Genomic DNA, 24453 nt, shown 5'->3' on the forward strand with positions numbered 1-24453 from the left:
AAAAGAGTGAGAGGAAAGAACGATATGCGACAGCTATTGATCGTGTTCCTAGTGGCCAGCACCTTGTCTCCGTTATGGCCTATCGGTCCAAACCCTACGGTAGGAGACCCGTTTCTGATTGTCAACATTGCAACCAATCGGTTGGCGTACGTAGATGAAGGGAAGATCCAAAAAATAGTACCGATTGCAACAGGAAAGCCTTCGGATAAAACGCCTGTTGGTCTGTTTACGATTACAGTCAAGGCGGAACAACCGTACTACCGAAAGAAAAACATCGCCGGTGGCGATCCGAAAAATCCCCTAGGAACCCGTTGGCTTGGTTTTGATGCGAAAGACACGGAGGGCCGAACGTACGGAATTCACGGAACGAACCGTCCAGAATCGATTGGTCGTTACATGACAGCTGGCTGCATTCGTCTGCAAAACAAAGAGGTAGAGGAGTTGTATGCGAACATCCCATTAGGAACGAAGATACTGATCGTCGATTACGTCGTTTCCTTTGAGGCGTTAGCGAAAGAGCATGGAGCGATGGAATGAGGACGGGTATACCCGTCCTTTTCTACATTTTAAGAATTTCCGACTTAAGAGACACGACGGTTTTTTCCATATTATTGGCTCTACAATAAATGTTGGGGTTTTTGCACAAAAGAGGGCAAAAAAAATGCACGCAGGCTCCTTTATCCATTATCCTTGAATTGCCGAGAAACAAAGAAAGGATAGGAGCTGCGTGTACGATGAATTTTACCATGGATTTGCCCGGATTAAAAGGTGTGAAGGTCACAAAGATGGAGGAACGAGAGGACTTTATCGCGCTCCATGTAGAAATGCCGCGAACGCCTCATCGTTGCCCATCCTGCGGGGAGAGAACCGAGAGAATCCATGATTACCGCATCCAAAAAGTTCAACATCTCAAGCTCTTTGAACGGTGGGTGTATCTATTCTATCGAAAGCGCCGGTACGCGTGCAGATGCGGGAAGCGGTTTGCGGAGAAAGCCTGTTTTGTAGAGCGATATCAGCGTCAGACAGTGGAATGGAATCAAGCGTTTCGCTTACGGCTCATTCAAGGGAAGAACTTTACGGACACAGCGAATCAATTCCAAACGTCCGTGACAACTGCCATGCGCCGGTTTGATCAATTGGCGGCCCCCCTCGTGAAGAAGGTGGATCACCTTCCTCCTCGGATTGCGATTGATGATTACAAAGGGGATACGAATGCGGGGAAATATCAAGTGATCATTGCGGATGCAGATACACGGAAGCCACTGGATATCTTACCGGATCGTAAAGCCGATACGCTTAAACGATATCTTCAAGAGAAGGGTCATCATGTGAAAACAGTCGTGATGGATCTCAGTTATACCTTCAAGTCGGCTGTTCAAAAGGCCTTAGGCCACCCGCTCATCATTGGGGATCCGTTCCATTTCTGTCGTTACATCTACTGGGCTCTGGAAGGGGTTCGCCGCCGAGTGCAAAAAGCGTTCCATCCGTATCATCGAAAACGATGTAAACGGATCAAACATCTGTTTCAGAAAGAGAGAGAAGGACTGGATGATAAGCAAAAGAAGAAGGTGGAGCGGTACTTAGAGCTATCCCCTGATTTAAGGGAAGCGTATGAGCTAAAAGAACATTTTCGTCAGTGGTATCAAGAAGCGAAGATGCAAGGAAGGGAAGGACGAATGAGCGAGGTGAAACAAGGTCTCTACGCCTTTTACCGAAGAGTGGAGGCGAGCCCGTTAAAGGAGTTCCACCGAGCCATTCAGACGCTGAAGAACTGGCAGACCGAGATCTTGAATAGCCTCGCGTTTGGCTTAAACAATGGTTTTATTGAAGGACTGAATAATCAAACGAAGGTGATTAAGAGAAATGCCTTTGGTTTTCGGCGTTATGATCGCTTGCGAAACCGTATTCTCTTGCATCATCAATTCAAACATCAGACATTCGGGGTAGGATAAGAGGGGCTCGCCCTCCTATGCCACCCCAACATTTGACTAAGAACCATATTATTAATGGTCACTCGCTAAAAAATGTTTGCCGTTGTTTGCTTGCTGTTTGTTTAGGTTTTTAATGGCTGTATGGACATTCGTAAGATCATAAGTCTCCCGCGGCGTCATGAGCTGAAGCAGCCCTTGTCCAATAAAGGTCATTAACGTTTCAAACGTCTCATGCCAAGTTTTTTCTGATACACCCCGGTTCCAATGGCGCAAATGGAACAGATTCACGGAAAGGTCTTTCTGTTTCGTCACATCCCACCAATCGACAGGCTCCCCTGATAACAGACCGAGCACTGTGAGCGTCCCCCGCACAGCATAGGCGAGATTTTTCCCAGCTTGACCGCCGACACAATCAATCGCAAAGTCCGCCCCGCGACCATTTGTCAGCTCTAACACTGCTTCCACTAGCCGTGAAGAGGAGGAATGAATGACATGTGAGGCACCAAGGCGCTTTAATTCCCTTGTGTACACGTCATTTCGAACAACGGCGATGTAACGGAAGCCAACAATGTTGGAAAGCTGAGCGAACACCCGTGAAATCGCAGAGCCACCAGCATTAACAAGAAGGGTATTACCCTCCTTGAGCTTTAACCATTCAGTGCAAAGCACCCAAGCGGTCACTGGATTTATGTATAGTTGTGCTGCCGTCCAATCAGCGATTGAATCTGGGACGGGGACGACCCAGCGAGCAGGTGCCGTGACATAGTCTTGCCAAGTCCCTTCCCCTCTTAATGGAAGCACACGTTTTCCGAGCCATGATTTGAGAATGGGATTTCCTACTTCTTCCACAATTCCGATCCCTTCATAGCCAGGGATGCCAGGCAGGGAGGTGCGATGAGCATAAGCACCTGTGATCGGAATTAAATCAGAAGGGTTGATCGGTCTTAGGATCGTACGTACGACCATTTCGTCACTTTTTGGGGCAATGGTGGATCGATTTTCTATCGTTAACACGTGAGCAGGATGGCCGAATCGATGATACATAACGGTCCGATTGTTCAATGCTAGCCTCCTTTAAAAGGGAGAGGGCGACTCCAACACCTTTCGAGTCACCCTCTTCTTATACTTACTTAAAAAATGGAAACGCCCATTAACAAGCTTCCAACGACAATTGTGATAATCATAATATAAATGATTAATTGTTGAAATTTTCGTGGCATCTTATACCCTCCTCAAGCACACTCTTCTTTATTGTATAAGGAAATGCTTTTTCGGACAAGGGAGCAATTGAAACTGATGGGAAGACCAATATTCGTCATGTCGGTCAATCCGTGGTAAAATGACGGTGAGGTGAGGAACATGGCTGAAAAATCAAACAAGCTCGATCATATTGGAATTGCCGTAACATCGATTAAGGATGTTCTTCCGTTTTATGTAGGAAGCCTCAAATTAAAGCTTTTAGGGATGGAAGACCTTCCATCTCAAGGTGTGAAAATCGCGTTTCTTGAAATTGGTGAATCGAAAATTGAGCTCCTTGAGCCATTATCGGAGGAGAGTCCAATCGCTAAATTTATTCAAAAGCGAGGGGAAGGGATCCACCACATTGCCATTGGGGTTAAATCGATTGAAGAGCGAATTCAAGAAGTGAAAGAGAACGGTGTGCAGATGATTAATGACGAGCCTGTTCCAGGTGCTAGGGGAGCTCAGGTTGCTTTTCTCCATCCAAGATCAGCGAGAGGGGTACTATACGAGTTTTGTGAAAAGAAAGAGCAATAAACTGAAAACGTAAAACGTGATAGACGATGTACGATCGCGATGGAGGTTATGATGGTTAACGAAAAACGAGTAGTCGAAACATTTTTAGAGCTAGTTCAAATTGATTCTGAAACGAAGCATGAAGAAAAAATTGCTCCTTTTTTAAAAGAAAAGTTTCAAGCGTTAGGGCTTGAAGTGGAAGAGGATCAAGCGGCTTCCACAACAGAGCATGCGGCAGGAAACTTAATTTGCACTCTCCCTGGTACGACAGATGGGGAGACGATCTATTTCACGTCCCACATGGATACGGTCGTTCCAGGTCAAAATGTAAAGCCGTCGATTGAAAATGGCTATATCGTGACAGATGGAACGACCATTTTAGGAGCTGATGATAAAGCAGGAATTGCTGCCATGATCGAAGCCATTCTCGTTTTAAAGGAACAGCAAATTCCCCACGGTCCGATTCAGTTTGTCATTACAGTCGGAGAGGAATCAGGATTAGTTGGGGCCAAAGCACTTGACCGCTCCAAACTGAAAGCGGCTTTCGGGTATGCCCTAGATAGTGATGGCCCTGTTGGTGACATTATCGTAGCTGCACCAACTCAAGCAAAAGTACGGGCAACTGTTTACGGTAAGACTGCACATGCAGGGGTCGCTCCTGAAAAAGGGATATCGGCGATCACAGTGGCGGCGAAGGCGATTTCGAAAATGCCCCTCGGACGGATCGATGACGAGACAACCGCCAATATTGGCCGGTTTGAGGGTGGATCACAAACGAATATCGTCTGCGACCGTGTCGATATTTTGGCTGAAGCTCGCTCCCTCGTCACTGAAAAGATGGAAGCACAAGTGAAGAAAATGAAACATGCATTTGAACAAACCGCCAAGGATATGGGGACAACAGCTGAGGTGAAAGTTGACATTATGTATCCAGGCTATAAGCTAGATGATGGCGACCTCGTCGTTGAAGTTGCCAAACGAGCATTAACGAATATTGGCCGTGAGCCAAGACTGCTGAAAAGCGGTGGAGGTAGTGATGCCAACATCATTTCCGGATTCGGAATTCCGACGGTAAACCTAGCCATTGGCTATGAGGAGATTCATACGACTAATGAAAAAATGCCGATTGTTGAACTGGTGAAAGCGGCGGAAGCGATCGTCTCGATTGCTAAAGAAGCTGTAAGCGTATAGCCATTAATAGAGAAGAACCGTACCTGATCATAGGTGCGGTTTTTTGTACGTTCATATAGAGTTGGCGACAGGTCGAATTTTAAAAGTTAAACCAAAATGAAACATTTAAAAACGAACATTGAAAACAGTTATTGATATTAATATTCGATTAATGTTGATATTTTGTGTTTTTTTTGTTAATATGAATAAGGTTTTTGAGCAAAAGACAAACGTTGGAGGTTGAGTTATGAACAATGCATATGATGTCATTATTGTTGGAGCTGGTCCGGCAGGTATTTTTACTGCCTATGAATTGCTTGAAAAACAACCGACATTCAAATTGTTATTAATAGATAAAGGACATTCGATCTATCAACGGCGCTGTCCGATCAATGAAAAGAAAATTGAAAAATGTCCACCGCCAGCAGGACGAAAAGAGTTTGCTGGCTGTTTGCCTGCCTGTTCCATTACGGCTGGCTTTGGTGGAGCTGGTGCCTATTCAGACGGGAAGTTTAATATTACGACGGAGTTTGGTGGGTGGATGCAGGATTACCTCCCACCGTCCGAAGTTCTTGAGTTGATTCAATATGTAGACGCGGTTAATTTGAAATATGGGGCTCCCGATGAAATAACAGACCCTACGACTGAGGCGGTAAGGGGCATTGAAAAGCGAGCTATGGGGGCTGGACTTAAACTATTGAGAGCGCAAGTACGACACTTAGGAACTGAGAAAAACTTAGAAATTTTAAAAAATATTTATGAGTCGTTAGAAGGCAGACTAGAAGCACGTTTCCGTACCGAGGTGGAAGATCTACTAACAGAAAAGACGGAAAATGGCTTAAAGGTAAAAGGGGTACGTTTAAAGAAAAAAGGCGAAGAGTTATACGCTGATCAAGTCGTGATCGTACCAGGGCGTGACGGATCTGAATGGCTCGGAGGATTGTTGAAAAAGCGCGGATTAACGATGATCAACAACCAAGTGGATATTGGTGTAAGGGTGGAAACATCTGATGTGATTATGGAAGACATAAACCGCCATCTGTACGAAGCTAAATTTATTTACAACACATCAGTAGGAACGAAGGTACGAACCTTCTGTTCCAATCCATCAGGTCACGTCGTTGTAGAAAATCATAGCGGGGTCATGACTGCCAATGGACATGCTTATAAAGCGAAGGAGCTAGGAAGCCGGAATACGAATTTCGCCCTACTCGTCTCCCACACTTTTACAGAGCCGTTTGATCGCCCGATTCAATACGCCAAAGAAATTTCAGAGCGGGCAAACGATTTATCCAATGGTTCGGTCATCGTCCAAAAGTATGGTGACATTTTACGAGGCCGCCGCTCGACGGAGAAGCGAATTAAAGAAGGATTCATCGAGCCGACGTTAAAAGAAGCAGTTCCGGGAGATCTAGGTCTCGTTCTTCCCTATAATACGATGAAAAGCTTAATTGAAATGATGGAAGCACTTGACCATGTCACCCCTGGGATTGCCTCAGAGCATACGTTATTTTACGGAGTTGAGGCAAAATTTTATTCCGCTAGACCGCAAGTAACGAAAGAATTTGAAACGGAAATTGCCGGTCTTTATGCTGGTGGAGATGGCGCTGGAATTACGAGAGGATTAGCGCAGGCGGGAGCAAACGGAGTTCACATCGCCCGCGCCATCATTCGCAAACGAGCAAATTAATGAACAGGGAACGCGTTGGCGTGCATCGGATTTCCAAACTCCAGACATTCTAACACCTTTTCTTCAGAGTCACCGACCATCATCGCAATTTCTGCAATGGTCGGTGTTTTAATATACTTCTGCTTGTACCATTCATTAACGAGAATTACTTTTTTAAATAAGTTTGTGTATTCCTCATGAGGCATGAGTTGTCTTTTTCTCAACGCAGCCAACCTCCCTCATCTAGTAAATACCGATCCTTTCATTTAGTGTAACATACTTTTTCTAAAAAAATGATGAAAAAGGGCTGAAATTTATTGAAAATTCTGTTTCCTTGTCGAGTTATTTTTCAAGGGGAACGTTTTTTCGTATAATAAAGAAAAGCATTTTGTTTTCTGGAAGGAGGGAGGTCAAATGGGAAAGGGACGTGTGATCTTCCATGTGGATATGAATAGTTTTTATGCGTCTGTGGAAATGGCGTACGACCCGTCGTTAAAAGGAAAAGCCATTGCTGTCGCAGGAAGTGTGAAGGATCGACGGGGAATCGTGGTCACGAGTAGCTATGAAGCAAGGGCGAAAGGTGTGCGATCGCCGATACCGGTTTGGCAGGCGCTCAGAAAATGTCCTGAATTGATCTTGATCCCTCCTAACTTTGATCGTTATCGATCTGCCTCGCAGAAGATCTTTTCTTTGCTTGAGGAGTATACGCCTTTGGTCGAAAAAGTATCGATAGATGAAGGGTATATGGATGTGACGACTACGATAAAAAAAGTTCATCCGCTTGAGCTTGCAAAGGAGATTCAGCAGCGAATCCTTGCTGAGATGGATCTTCCGTGCAGCATTGGGATCGCCCCAAATAAATTTTTAGCTAAAATGGCGAGCGATATGAAAAAGCCCCTTGGCATTACGGTTCTTAGAAAACGAGACATCGCTGAAAAACTATGGTCCCTTCCGATCGAAGAGATGTATGGGATTGGCAGACGATCAGTTGATACCTATAAAAAGTATCAGCTTCATACAATCGGTGATTTAGCGAAAGCAGATCCTGCATGGTTAGAGAAGAAATTTGGTATTAATGGGCCGAGGCTTCATTGCCGGGCCAATGGGATTGATGAACGACCTGTGGACCCAGAGGCTGTCTTTCATTTTAAAAGTGTGGGCAACTCGACAACTTTACCGGAGGACACGACAAATGAGGGACGGTTAACGGACGTGTTGCATCAGCTTTCCCACTCAGTCCATGTACGAATGAAACGAAAACATGTGTTTTGCTATGGTGTCCAGTTAACTATTCGCTACGATGACCGAAAGACGATTACACGAAGTAGGAAGCTTGAGCATCCGATTCAAGAAAAGGATGATATTTTTACCGTAGCTCTTTCCTTATGGAAGCAAGCATGGAATGGTCGACCTATCAGGCTTCTAGGAGTCACTGGGTACGATGTGATCGACAAAAAATATGCCTATGAGCCGCTGGACCTTTTTCGCTATGAAGAGCAGATTAAGCAGGCGACGCTAGCAGAAACCATTTCATCTATCCATAAACGGTATGGTAAACCGATTGTCGCCAAAGGAAAAGACTTGGATCTTTTTAAAGAGGTAGATGAAACAAAAAAAGAACGAGCTTTGACCGAGATTTTTTTCAGCATGATTGATCGGGCTTTAAGGGAGGCCCGATCTTTTTTACTTCCAAAAACAAGACTTCCCCTATAGGCTAAGTTTTTTTGCGTTGTGACTATGTAAGATTGCAAGCCACTAACCGATAGTAGTAGTAGGGAAACAACAGAACGGAGCGTGAAAATGGATGCAGATTACAAGTCAGCTACAACCGGGACAACAGCCGTCACAAGAGCGTTCAACCTCACTGCGAGAAGGGGATATCCTTCGAGCGACGATTACAGAGCGACGGGGCGAGCATGAAGCAGTGCTTTCGGTTCGAGGGCGCGAAATAGTAGCAACGTTTAAGGAAGGGGTGCCTAAAGGAGAGCGGGTAACTGTTGAAGTAGCCAAAGCGGGAAAGGAACCGATAACGGTCCGATCGATTACCGAAGATAGTCGCGGCACCCAACGGTCGGTGGAATCCCCTCCTTCATCCTCGGCAAGAACGGTTTTAGAACATTTAGGAGTGAAGCAGCCGTCAACTGAATTGGTACGGGCGGCGCAAATATTGTTGGACAAAGGAATCCAATTAACAGGAGATGGCGTACGTGAGCTCCAACGTTTTGTTGCGAGCGGGGATACGGATAAACGGTTAGAGACGATCCAAGCGTTAGCAAACAAACGTTTAGAGCTTACGGGTGCCCATCTGCGCTCAATCCATGAAGCTCTCCATGGACGACCGATAAATGATGTGATGCAAGAGCTAGTAAAAGAAGTGGATCGAACGTTTCACGTGGACGGACGTGAGAGAACGGTTGCTCAAGATGAGCGGAATGCCTCGGTTCAAGTCATGCGTGAGCGGATTGAGCAGTTGTTAAGGCAGCACACCTTGCCCGAAAATACAAAGGCTCAATTAGTCAAAGTACTTGAGCAGCTTCCGAAAATGAACAATGATGCCCTTGCTCAAGTCGAGCGTGTCATCCAAGGGATTGAAGCGCGGATGGCTACCGGTGAGCGAGCGCCAAATCTTGGGGACGTCATTCAAACGATGCGCCAGCAACTTCAAACAGAGAGCGACTTTCTAAAAGCAATTGAACAGGTGCGAAATGACGTAATGACTCGATTAGGTGAAGGCCCTAGGTTGCAAATGGCAGTGGAGCAAGCCATTCAAGCAGCAGAGGCTCGGTTTGAACAAGGACGAGAGCTATCGGCAAGACAAATTGTTCACCAAGCGTTGGATCAACTGGAACAAGAAGCTGTTCCTAAGGAAAACGTCCCATCTACTGGCTTATACCAAGGGCAAGAGCAGTTCCAAACAGCTGTAGCTCTAAATAGTAAAGCGATTGCTGTCACGACTGTAACAGAAAAAATGGCTGATTTAACAGATCGTTTTAAAACATTTCAACGGGATATAAGCCGGCATTTAGTTGAGATCAATCGAATCATTGAACAAGTACGCTCACAAGCGAATCGTTCGGCTCAACCTTTGTTAGAAACGACGATCAAAAAGCTTGATCATGCGATTTTAAAAGGAGAATTCATGCTGTTTGCCGATATGAAAACAGAAAAGAGGCTCATGCAAGCAAGCGGGCAGTTAGCTGAGGCTAAGAAACTTCTAGCGAAAGGACAACATCATGAAGCGAACCGCATCGTCCAAGAAGTGAAGCAACTTGTTGATCGGCTACATTACAAGCCGTCCGAAACGAAAGTCATGCATTACACATCCCCGGCATCTCGTGATACGACCTTGCCACAACTATTTGCGGATACAGCAAGGCAAGTTGGACAGGACGCGTCGGCAAGAGGGATGTTTGAAGCAATTCGGGCTGTCGGATTGAATCGTGACAGTGAGTTGGCTCAGCAGTTTGCTTCTGGACGAGATCCAGGGCAACATAACAGTCAATCAAATATGAAAGCATTGCTTTTGCACATGCTTCGCTCGGAGGAAGAAGGCTCACGAACCTTTCAGCTCGCAAATCAAGCGTTGAACAATGTAACTGGGCAGCAGCTTTTGAGCAAGGCTGATCACCATACCAATATGCAAACATTGTTTATGAACTTACCATTTTTATTAGAGAAGCAAGTGGAGAATTTGCAAGTGTTTGTTCAATCACGGAACGAGGGACAGAAGATTGATTGGGAAAATTGTAGCTTGTTCTTTTTAATTGAGACGAAAAAACTTGGAGAAATCGGCATACTTGTACAAGTCGTAGATCGTCAATTATCCGTTACGTTAAAAAATGACTTAGATGATTTTCCAGAGAAAATGGAGCCTCTCGTTGAAAAGACGAGTGAGCGAATAGAAGAGATTGGTTATCAAGTATCTGGGATTAAGTTTGCAAAAGCAACAGACGTTGAAGTGAAGCGGGACGAGGATGGCGAGCGTGCTCAACAACCTACACAGCCTATTTTTACGGAGAAAGGGTTTGATTTTAAAATATGATCATTTCTAGGCACATGAACCAAATCCAACGGCGTCATACAAGTGGCCGGACAGCAGCGGTAATTCAGTATGATGAAACGTCGGGTGATGCTCCGAAATTGGTGGCCCACGGAAAAGGACAAATCGCAGAACAAATTATTGACATGGCTAAACGGAACAACATTCACATGCAAGAAGATCCGCTGCTCGTTGAAAACTTGCTTGACATGGATTTAGGGGATAACATCCCACCACAGCTTTACTCGGTTATGGCCGAAATTTTATTGCTTATCGAAGAAATGGAAAAGAACTATTAAACTCTGCTTTAATCACGTCGATAAATAAAATAGAATCATCCGCTGGAGGTGTCCATGTGTCGCAACTGTTAACCAATGAAGCACTCCATCAAAAAAGTCCTGAGGAAATCACGGCGCTTCTTTATGAAGCGTGTTTGGATAAGATGGAAGCTACTGTTTGCGCGATAGAGGAAAAAGACTACATAAGGGCCAATGAGTCGATCCAACGAGCAATCGACATCTTGCACCGCTTAGGCGCAGGATTAAATTATGAGGCTGGAATCATTGCTGATCAGCTCGACCAATTGTACAACTACCTTGTAGACCTTCTCGTGGAGGCGAACTATCAAAAGGATGTAGTCAAGGTAAACGAAGGAATCAAGCTGCTAACACTGGTTATGTCTGCTTGGACGAAAGCGATGAAAACAAGGCAAGATCGCCAATCGAAGTCGGTGAAACAAAAGGCGACAATGTACGAAAATGCAGTGATGCATGAATCATAAATAAAGGGTAAAGGGAGACGACCAATGAAAATTAACAATAACATTCAAGCGTTAAATGCGTATCGTAATTTGTACCAAAACCAATTTCAAACATCAAAAAACTTAGAAAAATTATCATCAGGTCTTCGCATTAATCGTGCAGCAGATGATGCGGCAGGTCTAGCGATTTCAGAAAAAATGCGCTCGCAAATTCGCGGGTTAAAAATGGCAGAACGCAATGCAATGGACGGCATTTCCCTCATGCAAACCTCTGAAGGTGCGATGCAGGAAGTGCACGCCATGCTACAACGGATGCGCGAGCTTGCGGTTCAGGCGGCGAATGACACAAATACAGAATATGATCGGGAGCAAATTCAAAAAGAGATCGACCAGTTAAAATTGGAAATTGACAGCATTTCTGAGAAAACGGAATTTAACACGCGCAAGTTGTTGAACGGCTTTAGTGCTGTACTCACTACATTTGATGCAGGGGCAAACGAAGTGAATCTCGAAGGATTCCCGCGGGTGACGGATGCTAATTTGAAATCGGGAGAATATCGTTTAATTGTGGAAAACGTCTCCTACTCTTCAAATGTGACTCAGCCGTCTGCTGGTTTAAAGGACGGGGATATCTCATTTGCTGATGCGATCGGTTCAGTGGATGAGGAAAATAAAATGAAGCTTGGAGAATACTCCATTCTTGTTCGTGAAGTGGTGCCAAACGGTGATGCGAAAATCGAAATTTTAGACCCAGACGGCTTATCGGTAGGGACAAAGGTAGTTGGAATTGGCACGAATGGAACAACGAATGAAACCGTAGCGGGCATTCAAATCGATACAACGAAAATTTCGACTTCTGGTACTGTGAAGATCAAGCTTGAAGTTGAGGCTGATCTCACGCTGCAAAGATCAACCGACGGCACATTTGAGCCAATTCAAGCTTCACGCACCTTAACATCAAACAATGGAATGTTCCGTCATGGTGGTGTGGAGTACAATTTCTACAACAACATCGAAGAAGGGAACTTAGAATTTACGATCACAAATAACGCTCTATCGTTTCAAATTGGACCAAACACAAATCAAAATGTGATGATTGATATTCCGAAAATGGATGTCGTTACACTTGGAATCGAAGAAGTTAGCGTATTGACTAACGCAGATGCGAACAAGGCGATCTTCCAAATCGATCAAGCCATCAATAAATTATCAGACGCTAGAGCAAAACTAGGAGCTGTGCAAAACCGTTTGGAGCATACAGTGAACAACTTGCAGGTGACACACGAGAACTTAACGGCTTCAGAATCTCGAATCCGCGATGCAGATATGGCTCTCTTGATGACGGAATTTACTCGAAACAACATCCTTAATCAATCAGCAACCGCCATGTTGGCACAAGCGAATCAGCTTCCACAAGGGGTGCTACAATTGCTTCAATAATGTTTGGGCGAGAGGGACTTTGTTCCTTTCGCTTTTTCTTCTATTAAATATGCTACAATAGTCGTAAGATAAGCTCGAAGGACGGAGGAAGAACGATGGATGTACAACGGGTAGGAAAAGCCGGATTACACCGGGTGGATTCGAAAAAACAACAGACAGCAGCAGGCGTGTCATTTTCTGAAGTGATGGGCAAACAGCGAGATGAGAAGGCATATGAACGACTACAAGCGTTGATGTCCAAAATTGATGATCAAGGGAAGCTATTGTCGGAAACTCGTACGATAGAAGAATTGCGAAAATATAAAGAGCTTGTGAAAGAGTTTGTTGGAGATGCGGTAGAGCTCGGATTGCGGTTAGAAGAAAGACGGGGATTTAATCGCCGAGGGCGTACGAAAATCTATAAAATTGTGAAAGAAGTAGATCGAAAACTATTAGACTTAACGGACGCTGTACTAGCAAAAGAAAAAAAAGGTCTCGATATCCTCAACATGGTCGGAGAAATTAAAGGATTGCTCATAAACATATACGCTTAATACAAACGCCCGGGACAATATCGTCATGGGCGTTTTACATAAGAGGGAGCCAAATGAGTAATAAAGCATCAAAGAGTAGGTGAGAGAGGAGCGGTGGCCAAATCGATTTCGTGCGAACAAACAGCCATCCCCAAACAAGGCCGGCCAAAAAAGCAGCAAGTACGAGCAGGAGGCTACTAGAAGCAGCATGGACTATTCCATAGAGCAATGCCCCAAAGATAATCGCTCGTCCTTCAGACATTTGGTTATGAAGAGTTCCTACTACATACCCACGCCAAAAAAGCTCCTCTCCAGGAATGATGAAAACAAAAAGGACGAAATAATGCCACCATTCGGTAGGACGAATCATGTCATAAAGCGTTTCAAGGGAAGCGAGGAGTGGAATCCCTGTCAATGTGATCAGCCACTTGCCAAAGGCGAAAAGCCCGTACAGGAAGAGGCCACTAAGAAGGGCAAAACCACAAATGGTCAAAGGCGGCTTCCGCTTAATGGGGATGCGACTAAAAAAGATGGCGATAGCCGAAAGAATGACGAGAGATATTGGGAATACAATCCAAAAATCGAGTGGCTGCCATGAAAAGCTAGTCCATAATAGAAGCATCGCAAAAAATAGAATCCATCCGAATTTGACCGACACAACATCCACCTCATCCTTATGTACAGTAAGCTACCTTAGCTTTACGCTTTATTTACTATAAGCAAAAAATGGGAGGAGTGCAATGGGAAAAGGAACATTTGTTTATCGAACGACGATCACTTCTCCGCACGAGGAAGTGTGGGCTTTCTTTTCATCCCCTACTAATTTACAAACTTTGACGAAGATCCCAAAGGTCGTGCTAGACTCAACGTCGGAGACAACACAAGGGAGCGAAATTGAGATGAAGCTCTTTGTCCTCGGAATCCCCTTTCAATGGAAGGCCTATATTGAAGCTTACAATCCGCCTTTTTCCTTTACAGATGTAGCGATCAAGATGCCATTTCCGATCGTCTATTGGAGGCATACTCATCGTTTTACAACGGAAGGAGAGAGAACGGTGATGATCGATGAAATCCAATACGAGATTAAGATGGCGAACAAGCTTGTAATCTTCTTCTTAAGACGGATGTTTCGTGCTCGTGAATCTGCTCTCCATCGCTATTTTCAGTCTATGTAACACACCCCTCTTTTTTCCTAGAGGGGTGTGTCTCGTTAAAGCCATGCTCGGTCATATTGGCTCGGTCCGCTAATCGTCGTTCCTAGTTCAAGCGCCGCCTCTCTTGGCCAGTAGGGATTCCGTAATAATTCACGGGCCACAAAGATTAAATCAGCTCGTTCGTTTTGTAAAATTTCCTCAGCCTGAATCCCAGATGTGATGAGACCAACCGCTCCGGTCGCAATATTTGCTTCATGACGAATCGCTTCTGCTAGAGGCACTTGGTAGCCAGGATATACAGGAATAGGTGCTGGGACGACCGCACCTGAACTGCAGTCGATTAAGTCAATTCCTTGTTTTTTCATCCATTTCGCTAATGTGATAAAGTCGGAGAGTTCGTTTCCCCCTTCAGCATATTCTGCTGCAGAAATGCGAACGAATAGTGGACCATCCCAAACGGTTTGAATTTCGCTGATGATTTCTCGTAATAAACGGTAACGGTTTTCAAGGCTCCCGCCATAAGCATCGGTTCGTTTATTGGTAAGTGGTGATAAAAATTCATTGATTAAGTAGCCATGTGCCCCATGAATTTCAATGATATCAAACCCGGCCTTCTTTGCCCGAAGCGCTCCTAGTTTAAACGCTTCGATGGTTTCGGAGATTTGCTCTTCTGTCATCGCATCAGGGGTCTTCATCTTGTCATATGGGATCGCAGAAGGAGCAATAATCGGCCCGTCTAGCTCCGCTTTTCGACCAGCATGGGCTAGTTGGATCGCCGCCTTAGCTCCATGAGCATGAATGCGCTCCACTGTTTCTGTTAAGCCCGAAATGTGATCGTCACTCCAAATGCCGAGGTCATAAGGGGAAATTCGTCCTTGAGGTGTAACGGCCGTTGCCTCTACTATAATAAGGCCTACCTGACCGGCAGCGCGAGACTCGTAATGACTGATATGAAATGGACGTATTTTTCCATCTTTCTGATCACTGGAATACATGCACATTGGTGACATGACGATTCGATTTTTTAACGTCACGCCTTTCACAACATATGATGAAAATAACTTATGTTCCATAAAATCCACTCCTTTGCTTTTACGATTAATGGTAAACGTAAAACCGGTTTTATCGTACCACTTTTAAGTAAATGCAGGCGACTATTTTGCTTATGAAGGAAGTCTTTGGATAAGCAGAGGCTTAAATGAATTTTATAGTAACGTTAAACCAACAAAAAACACATCGCAAACAAAAGCGATGTGTTTCCTTACCCATGTTATGTTTATTTTGGCTGTTGCAATTGGCGATTGATAAAGGAAAGGATCGTGCTTCTTGTAAGGATACCTAAAAATGAGCCGTCGTCATCAAGAATGCATATAAACGGGTGAGCGATGGAGACTTTTAAGGCGCGAGAAAAGGAAGCCTTATGATGAATCGTTGGAATCTCAGGGTTCATGACGTCTTTCACAACGAGGTGTGCTAGCCGCTCCATTTCAATCCGTTCAACGCCGAGTAATGCGTCAAGAATGAGTGACTTGCTAATGACTCCGTGTAATTTCGAATGTTCATCTAATACTGGAATGGCCGTATACCCAGATTTAATTAAAACGAGGAGCGCGTGTTCTAAAGGATTGGACAAGTGAACATGGGCTACTTTATCGAATGGGATAACAAGTTCCTTTAAGTCATTATCCATAATGTTTTGCTTAATGAGATTTTGCATAAAGAATCACTTCTTCTCAATAATATTTTTTTGAACATGTTGGTCACGACCCTACTACTTCATTTTCATACTATCGGTCGGTCAAACTCTTTGTCAAGGAACAGAGTGTATGGATTGAGGCAAATTTGGGAATGACTTATAAGAAAACACAATGGAAGTTGAAAGGTGATGGGTGTGCATACGAAACAGACTGTAAAGTATCGATGTGAACGATATCCTTCTGGGAACGAATATTACTACAAACAAGAGATAATCACTCACGATACATGGGAAAACATTGAGTCTTTGCAATGGTCTACACCAAGACCGATTACCCGTAAAACCTTTTTGGCGAAAAAACAACAAGGATATAAAATCGAATATGTGGACATCCAAAAGCCACCGGCAGAACTGATTCCGTTTACTAGAGACGAATGAAAAGGCAGGGTCCTCTGCCTTTTTTTATTTTTAGCTCCTTTAAAGGATAAGAAAAAACGAGCGCTTCCGTTAGTAAGACTTGGTCGTGAGCTAGTTTTTCTAACTTGTTGCTAAGGAGAGGATTTGATAAGGTTAGGTAGGAGAGGATGTTTGTGACGAACGCAAACAGAAAAAAAGGAGAACGATATGAAAAGGGTAGGTTGTTTAGTCGTTTTTTTACTTATGATGACTGGTTGTAACTTAGTCACCGTAGAGGAAGGTGAGATATTGTCTGTGGACGCGCAAGGAGCGGGTTCCTTTACCCTTGATTTAGCGGAAGGAAACGTTACGATCCGTGGAGATGACGAAACGGAATCAATTGAGGTAGATGTGTCTTATGCAGTCACAGGGGAATCAGAGGAGGAAGCAAATGCCTTTCGCGAAGCCTTCACATCGGCCATCCTTCAGCGGGAGGGAGATGTTGTCTCGTTAAACACAAAGATTCTTGGCCCTGATCAAGCGGAAGAAGGACGTATTCATTTAATGATTACGGTTCCTTCCGATTTAAGTATCGAATTAAAGCAAGCGGAAGGAGAGCTATTGATCGAAAATGCAACCAATGATCTCCACATCAATCAAGGAGCTGGTCCGATTCATTTGCGTCAAATTCGAGGAGAGATCCACATAACCGACGGCGCAGGTAGGATTAATATCGCAGAAGTTGATGGGCCTATTACGGTGCATGCGAAAACCGGTGATGTGACAATGAAAACAATAACTGGTGATGTTGCCGTTATTGCGGGCTCCAGTGCGATCACGATAGAAGAGGTCAATGGCTCTGTTGAGGTCCGTGGTGGGCAAGGGAAAATGACCATCGATAGTATAGCAGGTAATGTGACGTTAACCGGTGATGGAGAGCGGAATCTTTCCAATATTGAAGGGGAGCTTATAGAGCAATAATGGAGGTGAACCACACTATTAAAAAGGTGTGGTTTTTTAATTTGCTTCGCTAACACGTCTTCTGTTTTTTTGACGAGCCCGATTATGCCGCGGAGACAAAATTCACATTGACATTTTTAGCTAAGATCGATAGAATACTATTAAACTAATAAATCATATCAAATTACATGGAATTAAAACCCTCCTTTAACGATTGATTATGGATGAAGGGAGGACATTTCATTGACACAGCCAGTAAACAAAGAATTAGAGCCTGTCTTTGACAAAGTGAAAGACCTATTGGAAGGATTAAAGTATGGATCTGTGACAATTGTCGTACAGAATGGAAAAGTGATTCAAATTGAAAAAAATGAAAAAGTCCGATTGTAGCATGAGCGCTGACTAGACAAACTAGAGGCGACACAAAATTGGTGAATAGGCCAGCTTTGTGTCTTTTTTTACACCAATGCTGTCCCGATTTAGGCTGAAATAGCGAATCGAATATCTACATATCAACAAGGAGGGATAATGGTGGACCAATCAATCCAAGTGAATATAAACGAAGTCAATCAAGCCTTGGAGCGTAAAGATAGCCTCGATGTGATTAAGTGGGCGTACAAAACATATGGAGATAAGCTCGTGTACGCCTGTAGCATGGGGGCGGAAGGAATGGTTCTAATCGATCTTATTAGTAAAGTGAGGCCGGACGCTCCAGTCATTTTTCTCGATACAGATTTTCATTTTTCAGAAACATATGAATTGATTGAACGGGTCAAGGAGCGGTACCCGAAGCTTCAGCTGAAGTTAGTGAAGCCGGAACTTACACCTGAGGAGCAAGCAGAAACATACGGTGATCGCCTGTGGGAACGTCAACCAGACCTTTGCTGTAAGTTGCGGAAGCTCGTCCCGTTGGAGAAGGAACTTGCCCAATACGACGCATGGATGTCAGGGCTGCGCCGAGATCAATCACCGACTCGAAAAAATACTCAATTTGTGAATGAGGATCGCCGCTTTGGTTCAACGAAAATTTGTCCTTTAATCCATTGGACCAGTGAGGAAATTTGGATGTATATCGAGCTTCATCAATTACCGTATAATGACCTTCATGATAAGCAGTATCCAAGTATCGGCTGCGAGTATTGCACGCGTCCTGTAAAAGAAGGAGAAGATGAACGAGCAGGCCGCTGGTCCAACACATCAAAAACAGAGTGTGGATTGCACCAGTAATTTCTAAAAATAAAGAGTAAAAAGTGGAGGGGAATCATCATGTCATTAAGTCAACCACATGGAGGAACGTTGGTCCAACGTTTTCATCCAGAAGCAAATGTAGAAAGTGTAGAAAAATCAATTGAGCTCGATGCCTTTTCATTGTCCGATTTGGAGCTAATTGGAATAGGGGCGTTCAGCCCTTTGACAGGTTTTCTAACAGAGAAAGATTACAGATCAGTTGTTGAATCGATGCGACTTGAAAATGGGACGGTCTGGAGCATTCCAATTGCATTGCCTGTGACAGAAGAAAAAGCTGCCACCTTGTCCGTTGGGGATGTGGTCAAGCTTGATCATCAAGGCGAAACCTACGGCCTATTAACTATCGAGGATATTTACCAACCAGATAAAGAAGTGGAGGCTGAAAATGTTTACCGGACGACCGACCTTGCCCACCCTGGGGTGAAGAAGTTATTTGATCGTCCAAACGTCTATATTGGTGGTCCAATTACGTTAACGAAACGGGTGGAGCGGACGAAATTCTCAAGTTACTATCTTGATCCAAAGGAAACGAGAGCCGTTTTTGCAGAAAAAGGCTGGAAACGTGTGGTCGGGTTCCAGACGAGAAACCCCGTGCACCGTGCCCACGAATATATTCAAAAAACAGCCCTTGAAATTGTGGACGGTCTTTTCTTAAACCCTCTTGTCGGGGAAACAAAAGCGGACGATATACCAGCTGATGTTCGAATGGAAAGCTACGAAGTATTGTTAGAAAAATATTATCCGCAAGACCGTGTATTTTTAGCGGTATTCCCTGCAGCGATGCGCTATGCTGGACCAAGGGAAGCGGTCTTCCACGCTCTTGTTCGCAAAAACTATGGCTGCACCCACTTTATTGTAGGGCGTGACCATGCAGGAGTAGGCGATTATTACGGAACGTATGACGCGCAGCTTATTTTCCATCATTTCACAAGAGAAGAACTAGGCATTACACCGCTCTTTTTCGAACATAGCTTTTACTGCAAGGCATGCGGAAACATGGCTTCTACAAAAACTTGTCCACATGGTAAAGAGCATCACGTCATTTTATCTGGGACGAAGGTTCGTGAAATGCTCGCAAACGGTGTGACACCACCGCCTGAATTTAGCCGCCCTGAGGTTGTGAACGTATTGATCAAAGGGATGCAAAAAAAAGTAGAAGTTTAAGATGAGAGGATGAGTACGAATGCTGACTGTTGTAGCATTTGCCATTGCCTTCTTCTTCGCCATGAACATCGGGGCAAGTGGTACAGCCGCTGCCATGGGACCTGCTTACGGGAGCGGCGCCATAAAACGAAAAGTCGTTGCCATGCTACTCGTCGGCATTTGCGCCTTTATCGGTGCCCTCTCAGGAGGAGAAGTGGTAAAAACGATTGGTAGCGGCATTATTCCTAGCGACATCGTCCAAATTGAAACGGTCATTGTCATGCTAGGTGCCGCTTGCTTAAGCTTGTTTATTGCGAATATATTAGGTATTCCCCTATCGACAAGTGAGGTTGTCGTTGGAGCGATTGTCGGGGTCGGTATTGCCTATCAATCTCTTTATTTTGAGAAATTACTCATCATCGTTTCTTTTTGGGTGATCGTGCCGATTGTAGCTTTCGTCCTCTCTCTTGTGTCAGGCTTTTTAATTAAACGCGCCGAAAAAAAGTGGCCGTTTTTAAGAGGAAAGGGGAAATGGCGGAAGTGGCTTGTCATCCTTCTCATCCTTAGCGGTTGTATGGAAGCGTTCGCCGCTGGAATGAACAATGTCGCAAATGCGGTCGGTCCTCTCGTAGGAGCAGGTTTGATTGGGATTGAGCTTGCTGTTGTTGTAGGTGGCGCCTTCGTCGCTCTCGGAGCATTGCTTTTAGGTGGAAGGGTGCTCGAAACGAACGGAAAAAAGATTACCCGCTTATCATTGCTTCAAGGAAGCGCAGTATCGATCACAGGTGGGGGTCTTGTCATTATCGCTTCGATTTTCGGCTTGCCTGTCCCATTAACACAAGTAACGACCTCAGCCATTGTCGGGGTCGGTACGGCGGATAATGGCTTTAAGCTCTGGCAGAAAAACATCATTAAACAAATTATAAAAGTTTGGATTGTTTCGCCCATCTTTTCTCTCGTGCTTTCGTACGGATTTGTCCTCTTATTTTTGCAGGCAGATCTATATACATTTTTCGTCATTGTTAGTGTGTTTATTGCTACCGTTGGTACGTTTAGCTTGATTCATACAGTTCGCCAAGAGAAGCGTACGACTCACGATCAAGGTGGCGGCATCTGAAAGGGTTAGGAAATGAATAAGGTGAAAGAGGGCTAACAGCGACAGCTTACCATTGTTTAACTTTAAAACATAGTAAACAGATATGAATTTGAAGAAAATAAAGGAGTGGAGAAATAATGGGAACGTCCAATCAGCCGCACATTGTGTGGCATGAAGCGAGTGTGTCTAAAGAAGAACGGCAAAAGCGAAATCGTCTAAAAAGTTGTGTTGTTTGGTTCACTGGTCTTTCTGGTTCGGGGAAATCCACGCTTGCCAATGCCTTAGATCGAAAGCTTTTTGAAGAAGGGATTCATAGTTATGTATTAGACGGGGATAACATTCGTCACGGTTTGAATGCGGGACTAGGCTTTAGTGAAGAGGATCGGAAGGAGAACATTCGCCGGATTGGAGAAGTGGCTAAATTGTTCGTGGACGCAGGAGTTGTCACATCAACCGCCTTCATTTCACCATTTCGCGAAGATCGTGACAAAGTTCGAGGGATTTTAGATGATGGAGAATTCATTGAGGTGTATGTGCGCTGTCCGCTCGAAACTTGTGAAAAACGTGATCCGAAAGGGCTCTATAAGAAAGCTAGAAGTGGTGCTATTCCGGAATTTACTGGTATCAGCTCACCGTATGAAGAGCCAGTCAATCCAGAACTGATCATTGATACGGATCAGTTAACGGTCGAGGAAGCGGTTGAGAAAATATATGCCTATCTACATGCACAAGAAAGTGGAAAATAACGCTTAAGTAGGGATATAAGGATTATGCTCTTAGCATAGCTTTACATTGCCCGAAAATAACGCATGAAAGAAGAAATGGGTTTATGATTATGTATAAAAAAGAAGAGGAAGTAGCCTCTTCTTTTTGATTTGGTCGACGTGTTATGAGGTACGAATGGCTTTTAACGCGGCCTCGATGTCGATTTCACCATGTCCGTAGTACACATCGTGTCCTTTTGGACCGAGATCCTTCGCGGTCTCCTTCATAATGTCCATCACCTCTTGGTTGCTAAGATCGGGCCGTAAGCTGCGGATTAGCCCAGCAAGACCTGCAGCGTGGGGAGAAGCCATAGAGGTCCCAGACATGACGGTATACTGGTTGTCAGGGAAGAGACTAGGGATGTGCTCCCCTGGTGCTGTGACATCGATATGCTTTCCGAAGTTTGAAAAGAATGCTCGGTTCCTCGTATCATCGACAGCAGCCACGGTTAGAACTTCTTCGTAGATTGCTGGATAAAGGGGGTCTTCCACATTGTCATTTCCTGAGGCTGCAATTAAGACGACATCGTGATCGTAGGCATATTTGACGGCGTCACGCAATGCATCAGAATGATAATAGTCCCCCAAGCTCATATTGATGACCTTCGCTCCATGATCTGTTGCCCAATAGATCCCCTTTGCTACTTCAAATGAACTTCCTTCCCCGTTATCATTCAGTACTTTCACTGGTAAGATTTCGCTTTTCCACGAAATACCTGCAATCCCCGTAACGTTGTTCGTCACAGCCGCGGCTACCCCTGCGACGTGAGTACCGTGTCCGTGCTTATCCGCAAAGTTATTATTTCCTTCTACAGCATTGTATCCATTGACAATTTTATCTTTAATGTCAGGATGATTCGGGTCTACCCCTGTATCGAGAATCGCGATTTTTACGTTTTCTCCGCTAGCCAGTGACCAGCCTTCTTCAATGTCTATTTGCTGTAAATTCCATTGATATTCTTTAAAAAACTCATCGTTCGGAGTGACTGGAGTCTGTATTTGCTTTGTGAAGCGATAGTTAGGCTCTGCAAAGTCCAAGTCATAATCACGTGACAATGCCTCTACTATTTCAACTGTCGTTTGATTTGGTGACTCAATGACGAAGAATGGAGGTGCTTCCTCTACTACTCGATAAGGATTGGTGGCGAACCATGCAGCTGGGTCACGGTTTGGTTTAAACCGGATAACGGCCTGATGCTCATGGTAGGCGGGACCTTCCTCTTCTTGTCCTTCAGATTGGACGTGAATATCCCAGCCAAGTTCCGGCACAGTTTCTGATGTAAGCTGTGTCGCCCGTTCATCTTGGTCTTGCCAACTCACATCGGGGTTGTCACCAGCGATGAAAAAATTTCCATTCGTATCAGCGACAGCGGCAATATCCTTGACATACTTTTTCACAAACTCAAGGTTCAATTCACCAATCAATAGGCGGCCGTCGTCTGTTGTTTCACCGATGAGCATATAGGTGCTGTCATCCACATTGTAAGGGTCCGAGTAACGTTGATTGTGATGCACATGGGTAAGAGCTTTAACATCATCACGGTGAAGGGTACCGACTTTCTGTGTAATCTTGTTCGCTTCAGCGATGGCAAATCCTTGCATGTGAGGATGCTCGTCAATTTGTTGCCGGAACTCATCCTTTATCGTCGGATCTTCTTCTAATTGCTCGGACCACCTCTGCAATTGTTCCGCCATTTGCTTAATAAACATCGACGTCGTGAGGGATAAATCTTCTGCTAGAAGATGATCCATCGCTTCTGTTTCTAACGTTTTTGGGATCTCCTTCGTTTGAATGAGTGCTTGATCTTGGTCCCTCACATGGCCAATTGCTACGATAAACAAAAGGGCGAGGACGCCGATGACGATCACGAGAGTTTTCATTGTCTTCATGTTCATTCACTCCTTTGCTTGAAAAGGTTGTTGCCAAAACTTGTTGTGGTCTTCTTCAATAGGGCTTGGCAGTAGTTGAGAGACGGGGACGAGCTGAATCGACTCTGCTTGAAATTCGTCCAACATGGAACGGATTCCAGCATACGTCTCATCCCCACGTACCCCCACATGACCAATCCCGATTGGCTCGGAACCTTGTTTTGCTTTTTTTGCGAGCTTACGCATGTTTTTTATAACTTCTTTTCTAGATGAGTGAGTATTGTCTAAAAAGATGCTCCTCGTCGCATAAGGAACCTCTAGCTCCTCTGCCAATTGAGGAATAAGGGAGTGAGGGCTTGTACCACTATCGATAATGAATGCATTTTTTTCCTTTACAACTTCGAGAATGGCTCGCATGATTTTTTCGTTTTCAACGATTTTCGACCCCATGTGATTGTTTAAGCCAACTGCGTAGGGGATATCATCAAAGGCTTTCCTCACGCGACTCTTCACTTCTCCCACGGATAAATTACTTGTGATTCCACTTGGCCCAAGCCACGAGATTTTGCCTTTTTTCGGCTCAAGAGGCATATGAACAATTACTTCCAGTCCGGCTGCTTGGGCTATTTCTGCTTGTTTTGTTGAGTGTTCAAGAAAGGGCATAACCGCTACGGTAACTGGAATCTCTCCTGTTAAAAAATCATCAACACCCTTTACATCCCCGCCAAAATCATCAATAATGATGGCTGCTCGTTTCATCTCGCCTTTATTTGAATCATCTGGACTTGCCAAACCAAGACAGAGGAGGGAGACTGAAAGAAGGAAAATAAGCTTAAAATACGTTTGCATTC

The 24453-nt window shown here is 44.5% G+C and carries 26 protein-coding genes and 1 pseudogene; 19 read left to right on the top strand and 8 right to left on the bottom strand.

Going from position 1 to position 24453, the window contains the following annotated elements; translation table 11 throughout:
• Nucleotides 1-24 precede the first annotated feature (24 nt).
• Both FED51_RS08010 and FED51_RS08015 read left to right on the top strand, forming a co-directional pair.
• Nucleotides 25-537 carry a L,D-transpeptidase gene (locus FED51_RS08010; protein WP_053431460.1) on the top strand — a complete coding sequence of 171 codons (513 nt, stop codon included), beginning with the start codon at nt 25-27 and terminating at the stop codon, nt 535-537.
• 197 nt (nt 538-734) lie between these two features.
• Nucleotides 735-1952: an ISL3-like element IS651 family transposase gene (locus FED51_RS08015; RefSeq protein ID WP_138090144.1), complete on the top strand. Its 1218-nt coding sequence runs from the start codon at nt 735-737 to the stop codon at nt 1950-1952.
• Between the two features lie 51 nt (nt 1953-2003).
• Here the strand turns inward: FED51_RS08015 and FED51_RS08020 are convergent, their stop codons facing one another.
• The gene (locus FED51_RS08020) at nt 2004-2993 is read right to left on the bottom strand and encodes a zinc-dependent alcohol dehydrogenase family protein (protein WP_138090379.1); all 990 of its coding nucleotides are present in this window, start codon (nt 2991-2993) and stop codon (nt 2004-2006) included.
• Between the two features lie 68 nt (nt 2994-3061).
• A complete protein-coding gene (gene prli42 / locus FED51_RS21095; protein WP_010897632.1) occupies nt 3062-3151 on the bottom strand; it encodes a stressosome-associated protein Prli42 in 90 nt (29 codons plus the stop codon).
• Between the two features lie 139 nt (nt 3152-3290).
• On the opposite strand from prli42, the gene mce reads away from it, so the two are divergent.
• The 3 genes from mce (at nt 3291) to FED51_RS08035 (ending at nt 6546) form a co-directional block, all read left to right on the top strand.
• Complete coding sequence (mce, locus tag FED51_RS08025; protein ID WP_010897633.1) at nt 3291-3707, top strand: methylmalonyl-CoA epimerase; 417 nt, start codon at nt 3291-3293, stop codon at nt 3705-3707.
• 51 nt (nt 3708-3758) lie between these two features.
• Nucleotides 3759-4877 (top strand): M20/M25/M40 family metallo-hydrolase, encoded by a 1119-nt coding sequence (locus FED51_RS08030; RefSeq protein ID WP_010897634.1) that lies wholly within the window; start codon nt 3759-3761, stop codon nt 4875-4877.
• A gap of 226 nt (nt 4878-5103) precedes the next feature.
• A complete protein-coding gene (locus tag FED51_RS08035; RefSeq protein WP_053431459.1) occupies nt 5104-6546 on the top strand; it encodes an NAD(P)/FAD-dependent oxidoreductase in 1443 nt (480 codons plus the stop codon).
• On the opposite strand, the gene FED51_RS08040 is transcribed toward FED51_RS08035, so the two are convergent.
• On the bottom strand, nt 6543-6749 hold the full coding sequence (locus FED51_RS08040; protein WP_010897636.1) for a hypothetical protein: 207 nt from the start codon (nt 6747-6749) through the stop codon (nt 6543-6545). The two genes, FED51_RS08035 and FED51_RS08040, sit on opposite strands and share 4 nt — an antisense overlap.
• A gap of 190 nt (nt 6750-6939) precedes the next feature.
• On the opposite strand from FED51_RS08040, the pseudogene FED51_RS08045 reads away from it, so the two are divergent.
• The 6 genes and pseudogenes from FED51_RS08045 (at nt 6940) to FED51_RS08070 (ending at nt 13297) form a co-directional block, all read left to right on the top strand.
• Nucleotides 6940-8180, top strand: a pseudogene (locus FED51_RS08045) (DNA polymerase IV).
• Nucleotides 8181-8329: 149 nt separating this feature from the next.
• Nucleotides 8330-10567 carry a coiled-coil domain-containing protein gene (locus FED51_RS08050; RefSeq protein ID WP_053431458.1) on the top strand — a complete coding sequence of 746 codons (2238 nt, stop codon included), beginning with the start codon at nt 8330-8332 and terminating at the stop codon, nt 10565-10567.
• Nucleotides 10564-10863 (top strand): EscU/YscU/HrcU family type III secretion system export apparatus switch protein, encoded by a 300-nt coding sequence (locus FED51_RS08055; protein ID WP_010897640.1) that lies wholly within the window; start codon nt 10564-10566, stop codon nt 10861-10863. Before FED51_RS08050 ends, FED51_RS08055 begins: the two co-directional genes overlap by 4 nt.
• Nucleotides 10864-10919: 56 nt before the next feature.
• Nucleotides 10920-11345 carry a flagellar export chaperone FliS gene (gene fliS / locus FED51_RS08060; protein ID WP_053431457.1) on the top strand — a complete coding sequence of 142 codons (426 nt, stop codon included), beginning with the start codon at nt 10920-10922 and terminating at the stop codon, nt 11343-11345.
• A 24-nt stretch (nt 11346-11369) separates the two neighbouring features.
• Complete coding sequence (locus FED51_RS08065; RefSeq protein WP_010897642.1) at nt 11370-12764, top strand: flagellin N-terminal helical domain-containing protein; 1395 nt, start codon at nt 11370-11372, stop codon at nt 12762-12764.
• Nucleotides 12765-12859: 95 nt separating this feature from the next.
• Complete coding sequence (locus FED51_RS08070; protein ID WP_010897643.1) at nt 12860-13297, top strand: YaaR family protein; 438 nt, start codon at nt 12860-12862, stop codon at nt 13295-13297.
• A gap of 34 nt (nt 13298-13331) precedes the next feature.
• On the opposite strand, the gene FED51_RS08075 is transcribed toward FED51_RS08070, so the two are convergent.
• Complete coding sequence (locus FED51_RS08075) at nt 13332-13934, bottom strand: CPBP family intramembrane glutamic endopeptidase (RefSeq protein ID WP_010897644.1); 603 nt, start codon at nt 13932-13934, stop codon at nt 13332-13334.
• A gap of 82 nt (nt 13935-14016) precedes the next feature.
• Between FED51_RS08075 and FED51_RS08080 the strand changes: the two genes are divergently transcribed.
• Nucleotides 14017-14451 (top strand): SRPBCC family protein, encoded by a 435-nt coding sequence (locus FED51_RS08080; protein WP_010897645.1) that lies wholly within the window; start codon nt 14017-14019, stop codon nt 14449-14451.
• 35 nt (nt 14452-14486) lie between these two features.
• On the opposite strand, the gene namA is transcribed toward FED51_RS08080, so the two are convergent.
• A complete protein-coding gene (namA, locus tag FED51_RS08085) occupies nt 14487-15503 on the bottom strand; it encodes an NADPH dehydrogenase NamA (RefSeq protein WP_053431456.1) in 1017 nt (338 codons plus the stop codon).
• Nucleotides 15504-15706: 203 nt separating this feature from the next.
• Complete coding sequence (gene cbpB / locus FED51_RS08090) at nt 15707-16147, bottom strand: cyclic-di-AMP-binding protein CbpB (RefSeq protein WP_053431455.1); 441 nt, start codon at nt 16145-16147, stop codon at nt 15707-15709.
• Nucleotides 16148-16315: 168 nt separating this feature from the next.
• Here cbpB and FED51_RS08095 point away from each other — a divergent pair, with 168 nt between their 5' ends.
• The 7 genes from FED51_RS08095 (at nt 16316) to cysC (ending at nt 21715) form a co-directional block, all read left to right on the top strand.
• Nucleotides 16316-16564, top strand: a complete 249-nt coding sequence (locus tag FED51_RS08095; RefSeq protein WP_407901429.1) for a hypothetical protein — start codon at nt 16316-16318, stop codon at nt 16562-16564.
• Between the two features lie 186 nt (nt 16565-16750).
• Nucleotides 16751-17503 (top strand): DUF4097 family beta strand repeat-containing protein, encoded by a 753-nt coding sequence (locus tag FED51_RS08100; protein ID WP_053431454.1) that lies wholly within the window; start codon nt 16751-16753, stop codon nt 17501-17503.
• Between the two features lie 222 nt (nt 17504-17725).
• Entirely contained in the window at nt 17726-17872 is a 147-nt protein-coding gene (locus tag FED51_RS08105; protein ID WP_010897650.1) for a YezD family protein, read from the top strand.
• 138 nt (nt 17873-18010) lie between these two features.
• Nucleotides 18011-18709 carry a phosphoadenylyl-sulfate reductase gene (locus FED51_RS08110; RefSeq protein ID WP_053431453.1) on the top strand — a complete coding sequence of 233 codons (699 nt, stop codon included), beginning with the start codon at nt 18011-18013 and terminating at the stop codon, nt 18707-18709.
• 39 nt (nt 18710-18748) lie between these two features.
• Nucleotides 18749-19894 carry a sulfate adenylyltransferase gene (gene sat, locus FED51_RS08115; protein ID WP_053431452.1) on the top strand — a complete coding sequence of 382 codons (1146 nt, stop codon included), beginning with the start codon at nt 18749-18751 and terminating at the stop codon, nt 19892-19894.
• Between the two features lie 19 nt (nt 19895-19913).
• Nucleotides 19914-20990 carry a sulfate permease gene (locus FED51_RS08120; RefSeq protein WP_010897653.1) on the top strand — a complete coding sequence of 359 codons (1077 nt, stop codon included), beginning with the start codon at nt 19914-19916 and terminating at the stop codon, nt 20988-20990.
• Nucleotides 20991-21106: 116 nt separating this feature from the next.
• The gene (gene cysC / locus FED51_RS08125; protein WP_053431451.1) at nt 21107-21715 is read left to right on the top strand and encodes an adenylyl-sulfate kinase; all 609 of its coding nucleotides are present in this window, start codon (nt 21107-21109) and stop codon (nt 21713-21715) included.
• Nucleotides 21716-21856: 141 nt separating this feature from the next.
• Here the strand turns inward: cysC and FED51_RS08130 are convergent, their stop codons facing one another.
• Complete coding sequence (locus FED51_RS08130; RefSeq protein WP_053431450.1) at nt 21857-23623, bottom strand: S8 family peptidase; 1767 nt, start codon at nt 23621-23623, stop codon at nt 21857-21859.
• 6 nt (nt 23624-23629) lie between these two features.
• Nucleotides 23630-24451 (bottom strand): divergent polysaccharide deacetylase family protein, encoded by an 822-nt coding sequence (locus tag FED51_RS08135; protein WP_053431449.1) that lies wholly within the window; start codon nt 24449-24451, stop codon nt 23630-23632.
• Nucleotides 24452-24453 lie beyond the last annotated feature (2 nt).

Origin of the sequence: Halalkalibacterium halodurans (assembly GCF_005671335.1) — a bacterium.
Taxonomy (GTDB): Bacteria; Bacillota; Bacilli; order Bacillales; family Bacillaceae_D; genus Halalkalibacterium; species Halalkalibacterium halodurans.

Coding starts and splice junctions, on each gene's coding strand:
- FED51_RS08010 (WP_053431460.1), top strand. CDS start 25: ATGCGACAGCTATTGATCGTGTTCCTAGTGGCCAGCACCTTGTCTCCG.
- FED51_RS08015 (WP_138090144.1), top strand. CDS start 735: ATGAATTTTACCATGGATTTGCCCGGATTAAAAGGTGTGAAGGTCACA.
- prli42 (WP_010897632.1), bottom strand. CDS start 3,151: ATGCCACGAAAATTTCAACAATTAATCATTTATATTATGATTATCACA.
- mce (WP_010897633.1), top strand. CDS start 3,291: ATGGCTGAAAAATCAAACAAGCTCGATCATATTGGAATTGCCGTAACA.
- FED51_RS08030 (WP_010897634.1), top strand. CDS start 3,759: ATGGTTAACGAAAAACGAGTAGTCGAAACATTTTTAGAGCTAGTTCAA.
- FED51_RS08035 (WP_053431459.1), top strand. CDS start 5,104: ATGAACAATGCATATGATGTCATTATTGTTGGAGCTGGTCCGGCAGGT.
- FED51_RS08050 (WP_053431458.1), top strand. CDS start 8,330: ATGCAGATTACAAGTCAGCTACAACCGGGACAACAGCCGTCACAAGAG.
- FED51_RS08055 (WP_010897640.1), top strand. CDS start 10,564: ATGATCATTTCTAGGCACATGAACCAAATCCAACGGCGTCATACAAGT.
- FED51_RS08065 (WP_010897642.1), top strand. CDS start 11,370: ATGAAAATTAACAATAACATTCAAGCGTTAAATGCGTATCGTAATTTG.
- FED51_RS08070 (WP_010897643.1), top strand. CDS start 12,860: ATGGATGTACAACGGGTAGGAAAAGCCGGATTACACCGGGTGGATTCG.
- FED51_RS08080 (WP_010897645.1), top strand. CDS start 14,017: ATGGGAAAAGGAACATTTGTTTATCGAACGACGATCACTTCTCCGCAC.
- namA (WP_053431456.1), bottom strand. CDS start 15,503: ATGGAACATAAGTTATTTTCATCATATGTTGTGAAAGGCGTGACGTTA.
- cbpB (WP_053431455.1), bottom strand. CDS start 16,147: ATGCAAAATCTCATTAAGCAAAACATTATGGATAATGACTTAAAGGAA.
- FED51_RS08095 (WP_407901429.1), top strand. CDS start 16,316: ATGGGTGTGCATACGAAACAGACTGTAAAGTATCGATGTGAACGATAT.
- FED51_RS08100 (WP_053431454.1), top strand. CDS start 16,751: ATGAAAAGGGTAGGTTGTTTAGTCGTTTTTTTACTTATGATGACTGGT.
- FED51_RS08110 (WP_053431453.1), top strand. CDS start 18,011: ATGGTGGACCAATCAATCCAAGTGAATATAAACGAAGTCAATCAAGCC.
- sat (WP_053431452.1), top strand. CDS start 18,749: ATGTCATTAAGTCAACCACATGGAGGAACGTTGGTCCAACGTTTTCAT.
- FED51_RS08120 (WP_010897653.1), top strand. CDS start 19,914: ATGCTGACTGTTGTAGCATTTGCCATTGCCTTCTTCTTCGCCATGAAC.
- cysC (WP_053431451.1), top strand. CDS start 21,107: ATGGGAACGTCCAATCAGCCGCACATTGTGTGGCATGAAGCGAGTGTG.
- FED51_RS08130 (WP_053431450.1), bottom strand. CDS start 23,623: ATGAAGACAATGAAAACTCTCGTGATCGTCATCGGCGTCCTCGCCCTT.
- FED51_RS08135 (WP_053431449.1), bottom strand. CDS start 24,451: ATGCAAACGTATTTTAAGCTTATTTTCCTTCTTTCAGTCTCCCTCCTC.